Genomic DNA, 19112 nt, shown 5'->3' on the forward strand with positions numbered 1-19112 from the left:
GCGTGAAAAATGGTTTTCCTATTACCTATTACCTATTACCGCGCGAAGCGCTGTAATTGTAGACCAGGAGCAATTACCAGAAATAAGTGAGGCGATGATCTATACAGCTATGTGCCGCTTGATGCTCAGAAGATTAGCGCGTCTGGCCCAATCTTCTTAATTTTTGTTTTATAAACGGTCTCTTATTTCCTTCCGAGAAAAGGAATGGTTAGTAGCGGAAATTTCAGAGTGGTTGGAAGAGAACAGGCGATCGCCAGGATAACCGTCAGGGTCGATAACCCACTCTAGTGGACTGTTTCATCTAAAATAGTGCATGATATGGGTTTGAATTGAGCCTCACCCTCGATCGGATGATTCAAAGGTATGGCGTGAGCGTTAAAATGCGGCAAGAACTATCTTGGGTAAATCTTCAGAGGAATTAGACTATGGGTGTTGAGGTAACATCAACCACAGAACAGGAGATCGCCCCCGTACAGACTCCAGAACCGACTCAAGCAGCCTCCTCTTGGACTATTGAGGATTCTGAGGAACTCTATCGCATTAATGGATGGGGAGACCCCTATTTTTCCATTAATGCGGCCGGTCATGTGGTGGTTTCCCCGAAAGGCGATCGCGGGGGTTCCTTAGATCTCTATGAGCTGGTAGAAGCTCTGAAACAGCGCGATATTCATCTTCCCTTCGTCATTCGCTTTTCCGATATACTAGCCGATCGCCTAGAACGGCTGAATGCTTGTTTTTCTCAAGCCATCACCCGCTACAATTATCCTGGCATTTATCAAGGGGTATTTCCAGTCAAATGCAACCAACATCGGCAACTGGTAGAAGATTTGGTTCATTTTGGCCAACCCTTCCAGTTTGGTCTAGAAGCGGGATCTAAACCCGAATTGTTGATCGCCTTAGCTCTCCTGAAAACTTCCAATTCCCTGTTAATTTGCAACGGATATAAGGATAAGGAATATGTCGAAACCGCCATCTTAGCCCGCAGACTCGACAAACAAACGATCATTGTTTTAGAGCAACTCGAAGAAGTGGAGTTAGCGATCAAAGCCCACCAAGAATTAGGAGTAACTCCAGTGGTGGGAGTGCGAGCGAAACTGAGTGCTAAAGGGGAAGGTCGTTGGGCTACATCCACGGGAGATGGAGCAAAATTTGGCTTAACCATTCCCGAAATTGTCCATGTGATGGAACGCCTGCAAGAGGCCAATCTATTATCGTCTCTGCAACTGTTGCATTTCCATGTTGGCTCTCAAATTTCCTCGATTAGTGTGATTAAAGATGCCATCCGGGAAGCGAGCCAAATTTATGTACAATTGGCTAAAAGTGGTGCAGATATGCGCTATTTGGATGTGGGGGGCGGTTTAGGGGTCGATTATGATGGCTCAAAAACCAACTTCTACGCCTCGAAAAATTACAATATGCAGAATTATGCCAATGATATTGTCGCCGAGGTCAAAGAAGCCTGCGAACAAGCCAAAGTGAAAGCCCCTGTACTGGTGAGCGAAAGTGGAAGGGCGATCGCCTCCCATCAGTCCGTACTCATTTTTGATGTCTTAGGAACCAGTGAAGTGCTGACACAGAAGGCTTTCGAGGTCGAAAGTAGCGATCATTTGATCATCCGCAATTTGTGGGAAACATACCAATTTATTCAGGTCAATAATTATCAGGAATGCTACCATGATGCGATTCAGTTTAAGGAAGAAGCCATTAGTTTGTTTAATTTTGGCTATTTGAGTTTAAGCCAACGGGCGAAAGCCGAACAGCTCTATTGGGCCTGTTGTGAGAAGATCTTGGACATCATTCGCCACGAACCCTATGTACCGGACGATCTCGAAGGTCTCCAGATGAGTATGGCTTCGATTTACTATGTCAATTTATCGGTGTTTCAATCAGCGCCGGATAGCTGGGCGATCGATCAATTATTCCCGATTATGCCTCTTCATCGCTTAAATGAACAGCCCACTTGTCAAGGAACTTTAGCCGATCTTACGTGCGATAGTGATGGTAAAATCACTCGATTTATCGATCTACGCGATGTAAAATCGTTGTTGGATTTGCATCCCCTAAACCCCGGAGAACCCTATTATCTGGGCTTATTTTTAGGCGGTTCATATCAGGAAATTATGGGAAATTTGCATAATTTGTTTGGCGATACCAATGCGGTTCACATTGGCTTAACACCCAAAGGTTATCAGGTTAAACAGGTCGTGAAAGGAGATACGATGGCAGATGTTTTAAGTTATGTAGAATATGATATTGAAGACTTAATTGAAAGTATTCGCCAGCAAACAGAATCAGCCCTAGAAGAAGGAACGATTTCTATTGCAGAATCGCAACGGTTGCTCAATAGCTACAAGGAAAGTTTAAACCGCTATACTTATTTGTCTGTGGAAAGTTATAGCGCTTCGCGCTAGGGAATAGGGAATAGGGAATAGGGAATAGAAATTTTCTTCACTCTCTCTTCCCTTACTTCCCTTGCTATATACTATGGGTAGGGATAAAAATTTTTCACCTTATAAAGCAAGGGATGACTTAACTCTCTTCCTCTGGATAAATAGGGACTCCATCTAGGGTTCCAAAACGTCCTAAGGGCCAAAAGCGAAGCACGGCACGACCAATAATATTTTTTCGCGGTACTGCCCCCCAGCAGCGGCTATCATAACTGCTATTGCGATTATCACCTAAAACCACATAGGAGCTTTGAGGCACGATTTGAGGTTGATCCAGAAATCGTTGATCGGGGGGACAAACATCTACGGTTGTCAATTGATGATCGGATGTATCGTTGATCTGGGCGGAGGGGTTAATCTCGGAAGCTACATAATTTTCATCTAAGAGTCGATCGTTAATATAAACTTGCCCATTTACAATCTCAATTTTATCGCCCGGTAAACCAACGACTCGCTTAATTAAGGCATCTTTGAAATTGGGGTCTTTTTCCTTCATCTTGTCCGTGGGAGAAAACACGATGATATCCCCCCGTTTAGGGTCACCAAACCGATAGCCGAGTTTATCAATGATGAGGCGATCGTGGGTGGGTTCATACTGTAAGGTGGGTAGCATTGACCCGGAGGGAATATAACGGGCTTCGGCGACAAAATGACGAATCCCAATGGCAAGAAGGGCTGCCAGTCCAATGGTTTTGAGTCCTTCAATCCAAGGATTTTCGGGAGTCGGGTTGGTATTCTGGTCAGAGTTGGGTTTATTCACACGAGTCATAGGTTAGGACAAAGTTGAAGCAAGGGAGAGGCAAGTGCCTCTCGATCGTGAAGACGTTGTTTTAGTGTACCGCTAGAATACAATAGGCTCTAAAGATGTTATCTATAAGTTCCCTCTTCTGTCTACTTCTGCTACATCCGTCAATTCCCCTGGTCGCGTTCTTTTTCCCACAAGGGAATGGAAGTTCGGGATAGTTCGGATTGAGGATGGCTCTATTGTAGAAGTTTGGCAAGGTTGCTTGTCAATGGATGGGGTAGATTGGTCAGGAAATATAGACGCTCAAGAGTTAACTTTGTTGCTTGTGTCCACTCTCGTATAACTGCTTATTGTGTCTGTTGACTACGATCTGATTGTTTGGGGAGGTTCTCCAGCGGGAACCTATGCGGCGGTTATGGCGGCGCAACGAAAGGCTAGGGTGGCACTGATTGTGCCACCAGAGACTTCTCCTAGCTACGGTTTCGAGGATGGTTTAACGTTGCCTCTACCGTTGCGACAGGGTCAAAATCGGCTCGATCCGATGAGGGATGCTGAGGATCTATCCTATCAATGGTTGTGTGAATGGGTACAAACTGGAGTGGAGACATTAGCACTGATGGACTCTCCGCCGGCTCTAGAGCAGTTGGGGATTGATTTGGTTCAGGAATGGGCGGAGTTTCAGGAAAAACAGGGACAAATTGCGATCGCCTTAAGCAACCGTCGTTTGCTCTCTTCTGCCTATTTGCTGGCTCCGGAAACCCAGCCCAGGATTGAGATTGAGGGTTTGGCGAGTACGGGTTATCTGACACCAAAGCAACTGGTGAGCTTGAAGTCACCTCCTTCGTCTTTGGCGATTATTGGATCGGAGCCTCGTGGGATTGAGTGGGCACAATTCTTTCAAGAGTTGGGGTCTCAAGTGACGCTGATTACCGAGAATCCCTGTATTTTGCCCCAGGAAGAACCGGAAGCGTCTAATCTGATTCAAGCTCAATTGAAGGCGTTGGGTGTGGAGATTTTACTGGAAACCCAGGTGACTCAAGCACGACCGATTGAGGGACAAACTTGGTTGCAAGTGGGAAATCGGGCGATCGCCGTCGATAACGTGTTATTAGTTACTCTTCCTGCTTTGCCATTTCCTGCTCCAACGTTGGAGTTTCTCGGAGTGGAATGGGGCGATCGGGGTTTAAGAGTGAACAACAAACTACAAACTACAAATCCCAAAATTTATGCTTGTGGGGATAGTTTGGGTGGATATTTATCACTTCATCTTAGCCTATATGAGGCAAAAATCGCCATTAAAAATGCCTTATTGTTACCATTCTTTACTATTGATTATCAACAGTTACCCTATACGGTCTACAGCCAACCCACCTTAGCTAGAGTAGGATTAACCGAAGCCAGCGCAATGAGGCGATATGGAGATAAGGTGCAGGTGATTCAAGAAGATTTAAAAACCAATCCAGCCGCAGTTTTATCTGGGGAGATTACGGGGTTTATTAAAGTGATTGTGCAACCGGATGGCACAATTCTAGGCGCTACAGTGTTGGGAACCAGAGCAGAAGAGTTGATCCAACCCCTGAGTCTAGCTATTCGTCATCGACTGAAGTTGCAAGCGCTCCAGGATAGTCCGGGGGTCTTTGGCAGTGTATCACAACTGCTGACAAGAGTGGGCGATCGCTGGCAAATTGAGCAATTTAATCAATCTTATTGGTCGAAAACAATTCTTAATTGGTGGCTCTCCTGGAAACGAGGTTAAACAGTTAGAAACTATGATATTCTAAGGTCGTCATTTTTTAGGATTCAATCCGGCCCTTAACAAGGGGCCCCATCCCCTTGTCTATCAAGGATTAATGAGTTGCAATATCAAAGAACAAAGGGCTTAATCTAACCTTTTCAATCATGGATCAATTTAGAGTTGAAGTCATTGCTAAAACCCCCAATCCCCAGCAAGTCATCTATGCGGCGATGCATCAAGATTATAGTGAAAATCTAGTCTACGATGAGCGAGAAAAGTGGCCAAACGAATCGAAAGCCGGGGAACTGATTGTCAAGCATTTATTATCAGGCGGTCGCGGACATTATGGCCCCATAGAACATCCTCAAATCATTTTAAATTGTGGTTATTTTCCCCACAGTGTCATGCAACAGGTACGGACTCATCGGGTAGGAATTTCGTTCGATGTACAATGTCTAGCTGCCAATACGGAAGTCACCTTTGTCAATTGTAAAGGAGAAAGCAGCAAAAAGCTGAAAAAAACCATTGGGGAATTATATGATCTCTGGCACAATGGTGAAAAAGCAATTCGTTCAAGAAAAATTAGGGGGCGAAACGGTGAACCCCCTGGAGAATATCGCCGTAATTGTCAACAGAGACTCAGGAACATGCGGTTACGCGTCTTAAACGAGGATACTGGTTTGTTTGAAGTTGGACATATCAAACAAGTTATCTGTCAAGGGATGCAACCGGTTTATCGCATAATCTTAGAAAATGGAAAAACCCTCGATTGTACTGTCAATCATCGTCTATTCACTTCAGAAGGTTGGCAACCTATGGGTGAAGCATTAGGATTAGTGACTGGAGCGGATGGTCATGTGATTAACATGACTAAAGATGCTGCTGTTATGTGTAATGGGATGCCAGTCGCGAGACATGGTTTGTATCCGGAAAAAGCTACGATAGAAGAGAAAGTTACTGCCGGTTTTTCTACAAATTATCAACTGGATTCTTCAGGGAATACAGCGCAAAGTGCTGTTATGAAATACAGTGTCCAATCCTCAAAGCCATATACCACAACTCTATTCCCTATTCCCTATTCCCTATTCCCTAGCACGTTTGATGTCCACGACAGCGGAAAGGGCTATAAACTCAAAGCTCATCCCGTCAAGATTGTGAAAGTTGAATATTTAGGCGAGCAAATGACCTATGATTTAGAAGTTTCAGGAAATTGGCATAACTTTGTGGCAAACGGTCTCGTAGTTCATAATTCTAACCGCTATACCGGCGCGAGAATTATACAAGCGGCTGAAGGATTAAAACCGATTGAAGAGGTATTTTACTTGCGTCCGGTAGGAGAATATAGCAATCGTCAGGGCAAGCATTATACTTATACCGAAGAACAGCGACAATCGGATTTAGAGTGGTGTTTGCAAGGGGCAAAACGATATCAGCAAATGGTGGAGAGTGGCATATCGGAAGAACATGCACGAGGGATTATTCCGTTTGATGTGCGCCAGCATTTCGTGGTTTCTTTGAATGGGCGATCGCTGATGCATTTGTTAGACTTAAGATATAAGCTGGATGCTCAACTCGAATGCCAAAAGCTCTGCGAGCATATTTTTCCCCATTTCCAAAGTTGGATGCCTAAAATTGCCGAATGGTACGAGAAAAATCGGTTAAAAAAGGCCAAGTTATCCCCTTAAGTTAAAGCGCTTCCACATAGTTCAGCTAAAGTAGCATCTTGATGTTCGGTTACCAGCCTTTTTATTTGTTCTTTAGCTTCCACATTATTCAGATTAAATCGCTTTCTTTTAGATTATACCCCATTACAGCGCGAAGGGCTGTATAGCCCTTCGCGCTAGGCAATAGGGTTGTGGTATATGACTGTAAGGATTCGGCGTTTTACTCCATAACATCGCAAAGCGCTGTATTTATTGACCTCCCGATAACAAAGAATTAAAGCGATATCCTTGGCCTCGAATCGTTTCAATGGGACAAACACAGTTATAACTAGCTAATTTACGTCGGATTAAACGCATTTGTGCAGCGACCACATTACTCATGGGTTCGGCATCAAGATCCCAAAGTTGATTGCGAATTTTGCTCCCTGAAATAATGCGATCGGGATGTTTCATCAAGTAAGCAAAAATCTGGAATTCTTTCACCGTCAAGGGAATGGTTTGGGGCGGTTCCGTGAGGTTCACTGTGAGGGAAGTATTGCCATCATCGAGGCTGAAATGACCTAAAGTTAGGGTTTGCGGTTGAAATTGGGGCGATCGCCTCTGCAAAGCCCGCAGTCTAGCCAGTAACTCATCCATAATAAACGGTTTCACCAAGTAATCATCCGCCCCTGCATCTAACCCCGCGATGCGGTTTTCCGGTTCCCCCAAAGCAGTTAACATCAGCACCGGTACAGTTTTTTTCTCCTCTCTTAGCCGTTGACATAATTCTACTCCTGAAAGCTTGGGTAATAACCAATCAATAATCGCCACAGTATAATCTGTCCATTCACTGTCCAGATAATACCAAGCATCCAGACCATCTAAGACCCAATCCACCACATATTTTTCACTGACTAAAACTTGCTTAATCGCCAGTCCCAAGTCTTCTTCATCTTCTACCAATAAAATTCTCATAGTCCAATTAGATTACTTGAATAGAGTCAATTCTATAATGACTTAAAAAATCTCCTTTTTGTCCGCCTTGATTTAGCCCTAACCTTAATTGATTAGGAGATACATTACCCGGGTTAGGATTAGCCTTGTTAATACCGCAAGCAATTTCACCTAGATTTCACTTCTCCTATGCCAGAGTGCGAACAGTTTGCAATCAATCCTGCTTCAATGTGAGGAGTTATTATGAAATCTTGGTCATTAATTAGTCTTCTGAGTCTTACCTTAACCCTGAGTACCCCTAACGTTGTGCTTTCCCATGTTGGTCATGGAGATGAGTTTCAGGCAACTGGGGGAATTGAACGAGTGCAAATCAACCCTGAAACCGACTCCTTGTTAGGAATTGTGGTTACCTCGATCGCCGCAGCATCAGATGGCAGTTCTGCTGTTATGATTCCCATGACAGCCTTAGTCAGAGCAGATGGCAAACAACTGGTGTTTGTCAAATACGGGAATTTTTATGAGCCTGTAGAAGTTGCAACAGGGGTAACCGAAGGTGAATTCATCGAAATTACTGAAGGATTATCCATTGGAGAGCAATTAGTGATTCAGGGCAGTTTATCCCTGTATGCTGAGTCTCGCAAAACCAAAACGGCTGAACCAGAGACAACCGCTCCAACCCACGCTCAAGCGGATGCTCAAGGCATTCCCCATAGTCACGATCGCACCGGTAATATGATTCAAGAGTCAGGACAAACCACAGAGAATCAATCGGGTGGCTTGTCCTGGAAGGCGATCGCAACAATTGTGGGTGGAAGCCTTGTATTAGTCAGTGGGACATTTGTGGCGATCGGTAATAGTAACAAAAAGAAGGAAATTTTTTCTAATAAAAATTGAGGGATATAGCCCTTCGCGCTAGGCAATAGGCTGGCTTTGCAATAGCTTGTATTGCTTAAATGGCGGTTTTTTACTCCCTCTACTGCCCTACTCCCCCACGAAGAGCGCAAAGCTGTATCTATGAGCGAAGCATTTGGGGTTGGAGATCGCTATTGTCCCCCTCATCTGAAAGATGAATACTGAAACTCAATTAGAAAATGCTGAATTCCCTTCTCAATACAATTCTCAAAAATTCCATTGCCCAACGCTGGCTCATTGTCGTCAGTGCCATTTTGATCGCCATCTGGGGCATTTTTAGCATTAGCCAAATGCCTTTAGATGTCTTTCCCGCTTTTGCTCCCTCCCAAGTCGATATTCAAACCGAAGCCCCAGGACTTGCTCCCGAAGAAATCGAATCTCAAATTACCGTACCCATTGAAAGTGCCGTCAATGGCTTACCCGATGTGACAACCGTCAGATCCTCTTCTAAAGTCGGATTATCGATGGTACAAGTCATCTTTGACCAAAGTGCCGATATTTACAAATCGCGCCAATCCGTCACTGAACGACTGCAACAAATCCAGGGTCAATTTCCTGAAAACGCCCATCCCCCAGAAATTTCACCTTTAGTCTCCCCATTAGGCACAATTTTACAATACGCCTTCACCGTTAACCCTCAAGGACAAACTTCCATGATGGAGTTACGTCATTGGGTAGAAGTGACCCTCACCCATCAAATTCTTTCAGTTCCAGGAGTCTCCCAAGTGACTCTTTATGGAGGAGATGAACGGCAAGAACAAGTGTTAATTGACCCAGAAAAACTCAGATCCCTGAATGTTTCTCTAACGGAAGTCACTGAAGCAGCTAGAAAAGCAAGTTCTAATGCGCCAGGGGGTTTTCTGATTGGGGGAGGTCAAGAATTATTGACTCGAGGTATCGGACAAATACAATCGATTGAAGATTTACAGCAGTCAGTGGTCAAAGTTGCAAACGGCCAACCCATCTTACTTCAAGATGTGGCAACGGTTCAAACCGGTTCAGCTCTTAAGCGAGGGGATGCTAGTTTTAATGGGCAACCGGCTGTGGTAATGATGATTAATAAACAGCCGGATGTAGATACCCCCACGGTGACTCAAGGGGTAGAAAAGATAATTGCCTCTTTACAGTCAAGTTTTCCTACTGATGTCGAAATTACCCGAACCTTTCGTCAAGCTAACTTTATTGATTCTGCCATTCAAAATGTTAGTGGTTCTCTACTGCAAGGAATTATTATCGTTTCGGTAATTATGCTGCTGTTTTTGATGAATTGGCGTACAGCAATGATTACCCTCAGTGCCATTCCTCTATCCTTATTGATTGGTTTACTCTTCATGAAAGCTTTTGGTCTCGGCATTAATACTATGACCTTGGGCGGGTTAGTGGTTGCCATTGGCTCTGTGGTCGATGATGCGATCGTGGATATGGAAAACTGTTATCGCGGACTGCGCCGTAACCAAGCACAAGAGAATCCTAAACATCCCTTTGAAGTGGTCTATCAAACTTCTGTTGAAGTTAGATTAGCGGTCATTTTTTCCACTGTAATTATTATTGTGGTCTTTGCGCCCATTTTTAGTTTGACTGGGGTAGAAGGACGTATTTTTGCCCCCATGGGATTAGCCTATTTATTCTCTATTGCTGCCTCTACTCTGGTGGCAATGACCCTTTCTCCTGCTCTCTGTGCTATTTTGTTAGCCCACCAAAGTGTACCCCAAGAGGGTACATTTATTTCGCGTTTGGCCATCCGTCTCTATCGTCCGTTTTTAAATCTATCCTTGAGATTGCCTAAAGTAATTCTGGGTTTGGCTTTAGCGGCTTTAGTCGCCACGATCGCCATTGTTCCCAGTTTGGGACGAGTATTTTTACCTGAGTTTCAGGAAAAGTCTATGGTCAATTCGATGGTGTTGTTCCCTGGCGTATCTTTGGAGATGACCAACCGAGCAGGCATGGCTCTGTATAATTCTCTTCAGGATAATCCCCTATATGAATGGGTACAGGTCCGGGCGGGACGTGCCCCAGGAGATGCGGATGGAGCCGGAGTGAGTATGGCTCATGTGGATATTGAACTGAGCGATCTAGCTCTGAATAACAGAGAAGCGAGCGTACAAGCGTTACGGGAAGAGTTCTTAAAGTTACCTGGGGTCGCTCCCAATATTGGAGGTTTTATTTCGCACCGTATGGATGAAGTATTATCGGGAGTCAGAAGTGCGATCGCCATTAAAATCTTTGGCCCGGATTTGATTGAACTGCGTCAGATTGGTGAACAGGTGCGAGATGCGATCGCCCCCATTGAGGGAGTGGTAGATTTACAACTCGAACCTCAGTTACCCATCCGACAAGTCCAAATCCATTATGACCGCACAGCAGCGGCTGATTATGGATTGCAGATGGCAGATATTTCTGAGGTTGTCGAAACAGCACTCAATGGTCGAGTTGTTGCACAAGTGCCGGAAAATCAGCAATTCATTAATATTACCGTTGGTTTAGCTGAATCAGACCGCAATAATCTAGATGCCATTCGTGCCATTGCAATTTCTACCCCCACAGGAGAAACTATCGCCCTAGGCGATGTCGCTCAAATCGATTATGGCATGGGAGTTAATGTCGTCAATCGAGAAGATGTGTCGCGCTTAATCGTTGTTTCTGCGAATGTCGCTGAACGGGACTTAGGTAGTGTGGTTGGTGATATTCAAGCCACGATTCGGAAAACTATACCATTACCTAAAGGCTACTTTATTCAATATGGCGGTCAGTTTGAAGCCGAACAAAATGCAAGTAATAATCTTTTGATCTACAGCATCTTAGCTACAATTATTATTTCCATTTTGATGTTTTTCTCGGTTAAATCTTTTCCTGCAACCCTCGGGATTATGATTAATTTACCCTTGGCTTTGGTGGGTGGAATTATTGCCATTATTTTGAGTGGTGGTGTAATGTCTATCGCCTCTCTGATTGGCTTTATTACCTTATTCGGGGTCTCTGTCCGCAATGGCTTATTGTTGGTAGATAACTACAATCAGAAAGCCTCTCAAGGCATGGGTTTGAAAGAGGTGATTGTTAAGGGGTCTTTAGACCGAGTCAACGCGATTTTAATGACAGCACTGACTTCAGCTTTGGGGATGTTGCCCTTGGCGATCGCCTCTGGTGCGGGAAATGAAATCCTCCAACCTTTGGCAATTGTCGTTCTAGGAGGATTGTTTACCTCTACAGCCTTAACGTTGTTGGTGATTCCAGCCCTCTATGCCCAATTTGGTAAATGGTTGATGCCTAAATATTCCTCATCTACCCTCAAGAGTTGGGTGAGCGAGCATGAAAAATCACTTTTAGAACGGTTGTAATATAGTAGGGGAAGAAAGAGTTAGAACACTTTCTATTGCCGATTCCCTTTTGCTGCCCGAAGCCCTGTAAGCTCCGATCTCGATCGCCTGCAATGGCTATCGAGATCACATCTGGGTTATCTCTAATCTCACAAAACAGATGTCGATCTTGTCACGGTCAAATGCTGGGAGATCGGGGAAGATAGAAGCATCGATAAATAAAGTCTTTTGCCCTATACGATCATGTTTACTCCCACCACGACTCTCCAACCCCTTATCCAATTCTTGCAACGCGATCTAGAACTGCCAGCAACCTCAATTCGCTTGGCGTTGCGCCATCATGATAGTAGCCCCAGCTTATTGCCAATGACCCTATGGCAATATGGATTGATTACCTTAGAGCAACTCGATAAAATCTATGATTGGCTCTTTTCACAAGCCTAAGGGAGAGCGATCGCCTTAAATTTGCCGTAAAATTAGCTAATCAGCCAATTCGACCACTAATATAGTCGGCTGTCTGCTTATTCTTGGGTTGAGAAAAAATTTCTTCAGTTTTGCCAAACTCCATCATTTCTCCCAAATACATGAACGCCGTATAATCTGAAAACCGTGCCGCTTGCTGCATACTGTGAGTCACAATCAAAATCGTTACTTGAGTTTTCAATTGGCTCATCAGTGCTTCTACACTATCTGTGGCGATCGGATCTAACGCCGAAGTCGGTTCATCAAACAAAATAATCTCCGGATTAGTGACCAACGCACGAGCAATACACAATCGTTGTTGTTGTCCTCCCGAAAGATTATAAGCAGAATCATGAAGACGATCTTTAACTTCATCTAAAAGAGCTGCTCCTTGCAGAGCCTCCTCAACCTTTTCATCCAAAGTACTCCGCTTACGAATACCGCGCACTCGCAGCCCATACGCCACATTCTCATAAACAGACTTCGGAAATGGATTCGGTTTTTGAAACACCATACCCACCCGCATTCTGACTTCAATGGGATCGATATTGCGTCCTAAAATATTCACGCTATCTAGCTTAATCACTCCCTCATAACGATTCCCTGGATACAAATCATGCATTCGATTGAAACAACGCAACAAGGTTGTTTTCCCACATCCAGAGGGGCCGATAATTGCGGTAACTCTCTTTTCAGGAACGTGTAAACTAATCCCTTTAAGAGCATGGACAGAGCCATAATAAAAATTGAGGTTTTCTACTTCTGCTTTGAAGCTCACCTGATTCGCTTCTGGCTCTCCAGAAGCAGAGGAGTTAGATTTACGAAACTTTTCTGGTGTGTAATCTACCATTTGATTCCTCTACGAAAACGATACCGCAAATAAATTGCCAGACTATTCATGGCTAAAGTCATCAATGTCAGAACGGTTCCTGCGGCGGCTGCATTGACTTGAAATTCAGGATTAGGACGCGATACCCAGTTAAACATTTGAATGGGCATCACGGTAAACGGTGCTTGTAACCAAGCCAATGAAATAAATGGGAATTCACTCTTAACAGGAGAGTCGGGTAAAAACGCAATAAACGTTAAAGCACCAATGGTAATCAATGGAGCAGTTTGGCCAATCGCTCGCGATAGCCCGATAATAATTCCTGTGAGAATACTACCAAAGGAATAGGGTAAAATGTGATCCCAAATAACTTGCCATTTACTTGCCCCGAGTCCATAGGCTGCTTCTCTTAAACTATTGGGGATAGCGCGGATGGATTCGCGAGTAGTGACAATAACTACTGGTAAAATTAACAAAGAAAGGGTTAATCCGCCAGTGAGAACTGTTTGCCCCAATTGCAGTTGATAAACCAATAATCCTAGGGCTAATAATCCATAGATAATAGAAGGGACTCCAGCTAGATTGGTGACATTAATTTCAATAATGTCGGAAATCCAGTTTTTGGCGGCATATTCTTCTAGATAAATTCCAGAAGCGACTCCTAGAGGAACAGCCGCACAGGCAGTTACCAACATTACTAAGCTCGTTCCGACCCAAGCAGATAAAATCCCAGCTTGTTCGGGTTTTCGACTGGGAAATGAGATAAAGAATTCTGGGGTGATCCGGGCAGCGCCATCCATGGCCATGGCAAGGGTCAAGGAGAAGAGAACGATTACGGCAATAAAAATCACCAGTAATCCGAGAACACCAAAGAGGCTATTAATCAGTTGACGCTGCTGAATATTAGCCCTAATACTTTGTACGTTTTCGCTTTGTAGAGTTTCCTGAGCCATACTATTTTACTATTTTACTAAGTTTAATAGATTTCTCGATAATATTTGGACAAAAAGTGTCCAATAATATTCAAGGTTAAAGTCATGAGAACTAGGGTTAATCCAGCGGCAAAAATAGTTTGATATTCTAGGGTTCCGTGGGGTAGATCTCCCATGCTGACACTAGCAATGTAGGCGGTGATGGTTGCACCTTCTTCTAAGGGGTTTAGAGTTAAGGTGGGTTGAATTCCAGCGGCGATCGCCACAATCATGGTTTCGCCGACTGCCCGCGATACTCCAAGGATATAGGAGGAGCTAATGCCAGAAATTGCCGCCGGAAAGACAACTCTCAGAGCGGTTTGCAGGCGGGTTGTTCCCATGGCATAAGACCCTTCTCGTAAGCCGATGGGAACGGCACGCATGGCATCTTCACTAATGGAGCTAATAAAGGGGGTAATCATGATTCCCATGACTAAGCCCGCACTGAGCATATTAAAGATGGGAAGCGTGGGGATGATTTTTTGCAGTAGTGGGGTAACAAACAGGAGCGCAAAATATCCATAGACCACAGTGGGAATGGCGGCTAAAAGCTCTAAGCACGGTTTAACGATTTCTCTCAGACGAGGGTGGGCAAATTCACTGAGGTAAATCGCAGCAACGGTTCCTAATGGAATGGCAACCATCATGGCAATGCCTGCGGTGACTAAGGTTCCTGATAGGAGCGACAAAATACCATAACGGGCTTGTTCTCCAAACAAAGGAGTCCATTCAGGTGCAGTGAGGAATTCAACAAGGGAAACTTCTTCAAAAAAGGATAAGGATTCTTTGGTCAGGAGAAAGAGAATAGAGATAGTGGTCGCAACCGTCGAGCAAGCTGCCAGAAATAGGATAAACTCAATGGCTTTCTCTCGGAAGATACGAGTTCTTCGGGTAGAGTATGGGATGCTGTTAGATAGGGAAATGGGGCGATCGCTCATTATTTGATAGTGCTTCGCGCTGGTAATGGGTAATAGCGAATGGGCCGTTGCGAATAAACACACAACGGTAGGAGTAATAATAAAATTACTCCTACCCATCATGAATTGAGCAGAATTATAATCCAGCCCTTAAAGGAACTCGACCCGTTTGGCGATTAGAAAAACGAGTTTTTGCGCGGTTGTAATCAGCATTGGGAAGGGCAACATAGCCGACTTCAGCAGAAAACTTAGAGGCTGTTTGTAGATAGTATTCTACAAAAGCTTTGACTTCAGGTTTATCAGCAGCAGCCTTATTCACATAGATGTAAATGGGACGAGAGAGTGGACTATAACTCCCATTATTCACCGTAGTTGTGGTAGGAGCTACTCCATTAATTTTCAGGGACTTGAGTTTGTCGGTGTTTTCTTTATAGTAGGCTAAACCAAAATAGCCGATCGCATTGGGATTATTTTGAATCCCACGGACTAAAACATTATCATCTTCACTACCCGAGAAGTCCGAACGAATGTCCTGGTCATCTAAAATCGCTTCTTTGAAATAGTCATATGTCCCGGAATCTAACCCAGGGCCATAGAGCTTAAAGTCGCTGTTAGGCCAGCTCGAACGAATTTGATTCCACTTGTTGATTCCCTGTCGTTGGGATTGGGAGAGCCACATTTTTTGCAGTTCATCAACTTTAATATCACTGACAGCGGTGTTCTGTTTAGACACAACTATAGTAATGGCATCGTAAGCAACGGGTAATTCGATATACTCAACTTCTGCTTGTTTACAGGCTTGTTGTTCCGATGGCTTAATCGGACGAGACGCATTAGAAATATGAGTCTGTACTGAGGGGTTTGTGGAGCAAAACTTTTTGAAACCGCCACCCGTTCCAGACACACCGACAGTAACTCTAGCATTATTGGGATTACTGGAATTATTTGACTTTTGGAATTCTTCTGCCACAGCTTCAGTAATCGGGAATACCGTACTGGAGCCATCAATTTTGATGGTTGGCCGGCTTTGAGATTGCACGACTGATCCACTTAGGCTGATTGTGACTGCTATAAGTGAAAAAATACTGAACAATGAAATGGGACTGCGTAGTAATTTCATAGAACTCCGAGACTCAATAGAGTGAGTGGTTATCGCTTTTTGCAATCTACTGGAATTTTGAAACTTTCATGTAAATTAATCAATAACATTAATTTAAGAAAAAGTTAATCCTATCGAAGTTATAGGTAGAGATATGGATGACCGAGTGGGTGGGAACGCCTAAAATACAAGGGAATAATTTGTCATTCGTGAAGTTATACAGATGTTAATCTTGCTTAAAATCTTAAGGTTTGTATAAGGTTTGTTGTTCACGCTAGAGTAACAGAAGAGAGATTATGTACCACAGGACTTCACTACTCCCTAGCGTGAAAGACTGTATTAACGCCAGTTTTAGATAAGCTCAAACCCTTATTCTCTCATTGACTGAATCCCTACTCTTTCGTCACATCAGCCGCAAAACGCCCTTAACCAACGCTGACGTTTATTAGCGTTGACGCAATTGATTTCGAGAATGAGAAGCTACATTACTACAATTTAAATACTCCGCACTGCAAGGATCGATCGGCTGCCCATACACCCCAGGAGGATAGACTTCAAAATGCAAATGGGGGCCGGTCGATTGTCCAGTATTTCCCACTAAACCAATGGTGTCGCCCTGACGCACTTGCATTCCTTCACGGACTAAAATTTTTGATAGATGGGCGTAAAGAGTGCGCGTACCATCGGCATGTAATAGGGCAATGGTTAACCCTCCGTTTCCAGCCGATTCTTTGGCAAAGGTTACTTTACCATTTGCGGTTGCCCTGACTGGAGTACCGATGGGAGCCACAAAATCAACACCTACATGGAGTTCTCTGCCCCATCTGCCGGTGGTACGCCATCCATAACCGGAAGAAATTCGAGCATTTTCTAGGGGATAAAGCCAGGTTGTTTGGCTAGGAGCCTGATTTTGGGGTTCTTCCAGGGAGGAGGGAGGAGAAACCCAAGTCCGATCGCCATTTTCTGTTGGATTTTCGGTTCGATTTTCCCATGGATTCCGGGGTTCTAGAGAGGGTTGTGGAAATCGACGCTCTGGTGCTCGATCGGTCGATAAGCCCCCTGTGGTGGGGATTACACCATCAGCACCAATGGCAAAATGGGAAAAGACTTGATACCCTCGATCTCTTAAGGGAAGAACAACAGAAGCCATACTTTGCCCATCGGTCAGGGCTTGTAGACCCTCGACTGGTTCTTGTTGGCTTCCTGATTGTTGAAATAAATGACACGCTTGCATCCGATGCTTGGGAATTCCTGTGAGGCGGCTAATTTCAGGAATATCTCGATCTTGGGTATTTTGAATAAAGATAAATCGGTTCTTTAAGGTACAGGTGTCGGTGGCAGATGACGACAAACCCCAGCTTTGGGCCATGGATTTTTGTTGAGGAATGAATACACGGGTTAAGGGTAAGAGGGCGATCGCCAATCCCAATATAGCCAAGTGCATACTTATTTTCATCATTATTCCTCCCAAGACCCAAAGATCCAAACGATTGCGTTAATCTTAGATTGAAGACTTATCTTATCGGCTCTTTCTATGCCAAGGGTGAGTATTCCGGATATTTTAAATAACTAACCATTAATAATTAACAATTATTAATGGTTAAGGGTTAACTATCAACAACCACAGTACCTTTATGAGTCGTTTTGACCCATTTTAAGGTTTTGGGACGTACCGCAATCCGGGCAGATGTACTAGCCACAATTAAGAGCCAATGGAGCATATAGATGGTTCCTCTCAAGGTTTGCCAGAGCAGCGTAGGTAAACTTGATACCGCGCCCTTGACTCGATTAACTCGACGAATCCCTTGAATCATAGCAATTACAGACATGCCGACCATCAGAGTTGTCATGGGACTATAAACGGGCAGGCGATTTTTAGCGATCGCCATCAAACAATCCGGAATTGCCGCATTGGGGATAAAATATTGCATAATCCAAAATATCAACATATCCCAGATCTTCATCCAGGGCATCCGCTTACTAAAAATCAACCGCCAATAATCCATATACCGTTGATATCCCCCCTCTGCCCAGCGATTGCGCTGATGCCATAGGGCTAAAGCGCTGGTAACCCCTTCTTCCTGGACGGGAGGATCGAGGATAAAGTCTACATCCCACTGTTCCAAATGCAGGCGTAGGGTTAAATCCAAATCATCGGTAATGGTCTCTTCATTCCATCCCCCACATTGTTCGAGTGCCGTGCGTCGGACAAATTGACCATTGCCTCGTAACTCTCCAATCCCTCCTAGGGCAATTCTTTGTTGTTGGAAATAGGCATCGAGGGCCATTTCTGAGGCTTGACTGTGAGTCCAAACATTCACCGGAGCATTAGCGATCGCCTTTTGCAGTTGAATTGCTCCCACCTCCTGGCGATCAAACCCAGGTAAAACGCGTCGTAATAAATCTGGCGCAACTTGGGCATCTGCATCAAAAACCGCCAGTACCTCACCTCGAGTTAAGGGTAATACCTGATTGAGCGCTCCAGATTTACCCCCAGTTGCTTCAGCCGAGCGTCGCATCACCCGCAGATGGGGATACTCTTGGCAAAGACTTTCCAACACTTGGGGGGTGCGATCGCTGCTATTGTCATCAATCACCCAGACTTCATAGTGGTCTAAGGGATAGTCCTGAGTACAGAGCATCTTGACCAAAGGCGCAATCACTCGTTCCTCATTTTTGGCCGCTACTAACAAAGAGACTAAAGGCACATCAGAAGGAGAGTCCAGAGGCAGTGGTTCTAAAGGGTTGCTGGGTTTAGCGGTTAAAACTCGAATGGCATGAATTCCCATGAGGGCAACCATTCCCCAAATCAGCCACAAACCCCAAGAGAGCAAATGTAGGGCGATCGTCCCACTCCAAATCACAATTAATAACACCGCTGCTTTCCGCCTGCGGCCTTCATAGACAATCCGATCGAAACAGGACGGGTTTATGTCCTGCGGCACGAAATCTCTGGAGGTGGTTTGAACGACTTGAGGATCGCTATCAGGGATGTTCTGGCGATCGCCGATAGAATTGGACTTCTCCGACATAAGGTTATGGAGGCTTTTATCCTGACTGAATATTTGTATTGATCCCCTCTGA

The 19112-nt window shown here is 44.5% G+C and carries 14 protein-coding genes; 6 read left to right on the forward strand and 8 right to left on the reverse strand.

Annotation, left to right across the window (positions count from 1 at the left end; translation table 11 throughout):
* Positions 1–425 precede the first annotated feature (425 nt).
* A complete protein-coding gene (speA, locus tag AC3A14_RS09915; RefSeq protein WP_318732467.1) occupies positions 426–2411 on the forward strand; it encodes a biosynthetic arginine decarboxylase in 1986 nt (661 codons plus the stop codon).
* A gap of 118 nt (positions 2412–2529) precedes the next feature.
* On the opposite strand, the gene lepB is transcribed toward speA, so the two are convergent.
* On the reverse strand, positions 2530–3216 hold the full coding sequence (lepB, locus tag AC3A14_RS09920) for a signal peptidase I (protein ID WP_318732468.1): 687 nt from the start codon (positions 3214–3216) through the stop codon (positions 2530–2532).
* Between the two features lie 328 nt (positions 3217–3544).
* On the opposite strand from lepB, the gene AC3A14_RS09925 reads away from it, so the two are divergent.
* Positions 3545–4948 carry an NAD(P)/FAD-dependent oxidoreductase gene (locus tag AC3A14_RS09925; RefSeq protein WP_318732469.1) on the forward strand — a complete coding sequence of 468 codons (1404 nt, stop codon included), beginning with the start codon at positions 3545–3547 and terminating at the stop codon, positions 4946–4948.
* 143 nt (positions 4949–5091) lie between these two features.
* Positions 5092–6612: an FAD-dependent thymidylate synthase gene (gene thyX / locus AC3A14_RS09930; RefSeq protein ID WP_318736486.1), complete on the forward strand. Its 1521-nt coding sequence runs from the start codon at positions 5092–5094 to the stop codon at positions 6610–6612.
* A gap of 228 nt (positions 6613–6840) precedes the next feature.
* Here the strand turns inward: thyX and rppA are convergent, their stop codons facing one another.
* The gene (gene rppA, locus AC3A14_RS09935; RefSeq protein WP_318732471.1) at positions 6841–7545 is read right to left on the reverse strand and encodes a two-component system response regulator RppA; all 705 of its coding nucleotides are present in this window, start codon (positions 7543–7545) and stop codon (positions 6841–6843) included.
* 222 nt (positions 7546–7767) lie between these two features.
* Here rppA and AC3A14_RS09940 point away from each other — a divergent pair, with 222 nt between their 5' ends.
* The 3 genes from AC3A14_RS09940 to AC3A14_RS09950 all read left to right on the forward strand — a co-directional run bounded on the left by AC3A14_RS09940 (position 7768) and on the right by AC3A14_RS09950 (position 12194).
* On the forward strand, positions 7768–8418 hold the full coding sequence (locus AC3A14_RS09940) for an efflux RND transporter periplasmic adaptor subunit (protein WP_318701183.1): 651 nt from the start codon (positions 7768–7770) through the stop codon (positions 8416–8418).
* Positions 8419–8615: 197 nt separating this feature from the next.
* Positions 8616–11771: an efflux RND transporter permease subunit gene (locus tag AC3A14_RS09945; protein WP_318732472.1), complete on the forward strand. Its 3156-nt coding sequence runs from the start codon at positions 8616–8618 to the stop codon at positions 11769–11771.
* 222 nt (positions 11772–11993) lie between these two features.
* Positions 11994–12194, forward strand: a complete 201-nt coding sequence (locus AC3A14_RS09950) for a DUF2949 domain-containing protein (RefSeq protein WP_271936349.1) — start codon at positions 11994–11996, stop codon at positions 12192–12194.
* Between the two features lie 40 nt (positions 12195–12234).
* Here the strand turns inward: AC3A14_RS09950 and pstB are convergent, their stop codons facing one another.
* The 6 genes from pstB to AC3A14_RS09980 all read right to left on the reverse strand — a co-directional run bounded on the left by pstB (position 12235) and on the right by AC3A14_RS09980 (position 19060).
* Positions 12235–13062 carry a phosphate ABC transporter ATP-binding protein PstB gene (gene pstB, locus AC3A14_RS09955; protein ID WP_318701188.1) on the reverse strand — a complete coding sequence of 276 codons (828 nt, stop codon included), beginning with the start codon at positions 13060–13062 and terminating at the stop codon, positions 12235–12237.
* Positions 13056–13994, reverse strand: coding sequence for a phosphate ABC transporter permease PstA (gene pstA, locus AC3A14_RS09960; RefSeq protein WP_318732473.1), 939 nt, complete (start codon positions 13992–13994; stop codon positions 13056–13058). Before pstA ends, pstB begins: the two co-directional genes overlap by 7 nt.
* A 23-nt stretch (positions 13995–14017) precedes the next feature.
* A complete protein-coding gene (gene pstC, locus AC3A14_RS09965) occupies positions 14018–14950 on the reverse strand; it encodes a phosphate ABC transporter permease subunit PstC (protein ID WP_413038550.1) in 933 nt (310 codons plus the stop codon).
* A gap of 115 nt (positions 14951–15065) precedes the next feature.
* Positions 15066–15968 carry a PstS family phosphate ABC transporter substrate-binding protein gene (locus AC3A14_RS09970; protein ID WP_318732474.1) on the reverse strand — a complete coding sequence of 301 codons (903 nt, stop codon included), beginning with the start codon at positions 15966–15968 and terminating at the stop codon, positions 15066–15068.
* Positions 15969–16473: 505 nt separating this feature from the next.
* Positions 16474–17487: a M23 family metallopeptidase gene (locus AC3A14_RS09975; RefSeq protein ID WP_318732475.1), complete on the reverse strand. Its 1014-nt coding sequence runs from the start codon at positions 17485–17487 to the stop codon at positions 16474–16476.
* Between the two features lie 148 nt (positions 17488–17635).
* Positions 17636–19060: a glycosyltransferase family 2 protein gene (locus AC3A14_RS09980; RefSeq protein WP_318732476.1), complete on the reverse strand. Its 1425-nt coding sequence runs from the start codon at positions 19058–19060 to the stop codon at positions 17636–17638.
* Positions 19061–19112: the final 52 nt, after the last annotated feature.

The organism is Roseofilum sp., assembly GCF_982964205.1.

What these genes read in the sequence shown, in the direction of transcription:
- rppA (WP_318732471.1), bottom strand. Translation starts at nt 7,545, where the DNA reads ATGAGAATTTTATTGGTAGAAGATGAAGAAGACTTGGGACTGGCGATT.
- thyX (WP_318736486.1), top strand. Translation starts at nt 5,092, where the DNA reads ATGGATCAATTTAGAGTTGAAGTCATTGCTAAAACCCCCAATCCCCAG.
- AC3A14_RS09975 (WP_318732475.1), bottom strand. Translation starts at nt 17,487, where the DNA reads ATGATGAAAATAAGTATGCACTTGGCTATATTGGGATTGGCGATCGCC.
- pstC (WP_413038550.1), bottom strand. Translation starts at nt 14,950, where the DNA reads ATGAGCGATCGCCCCATTTCCCTATCTAACAGCATCCCATACTCTACC.
- pstB (WP_318701188.1), bottom strand. Translation starts at nt 13,062, where the DNA reads ATGGTAGATTACACACCAGAAAAGTTTCGTAAATCTAACTCCTCTGCT.
- AC3A14_RS09950 (WP_271936349.1), top strand. Translation starts at nt 11,994, where the DNA reads ATGTTTACTCCCACCACGACTCTCCAACCCCTTATCCAATTCTTGCAA.
- AC3A14_RS09945 (WP_318732472.1), top strand. Translation starts at nt 8,616, where the DNA reads ATGCTGAATTCCCTTCTCAATACAATTCTCAAAAATTCCATTGCCCAA.
- lepB (WP_318732468.1), bottom strand. Translation starts at nt 3,216, where the DNA reads ATGACTCGTGTGAATAAACCCAACTCTGACCAGAATACCAACCCGACT.
- speA (WP_318732467.1), top strand. Translation starts at nt 426, where the DNA reads ATGGGTGTTGAGGTAACATCAACCACAGAACAGGAGATCGCCCCCGTA.
- AC3A14_RS09940 (WP_318701183.1), top strand. Translation starts at nt 7,768, where the DNA reads ATGAAATCTTGGTCATTAATTAGTCTTCTGAGTCTTACCTTAACCCTG.
- AC3A14_RS09980 (WP_318732476.1), bottom strand. Translation starts at nt 19,060, where the DNA reads ATGTCGGAGAAGTCCAATTCTATCGGCGATCGCCAGAACATCCCTGAT.
- pstA (WP_318732473.1), bottom strand. Translation starts at nt 13,994, where the DNA reads ATGGCTCAGGAAACTCTACAAAGCGAAAACGTACAAAGTATTAGGGCT.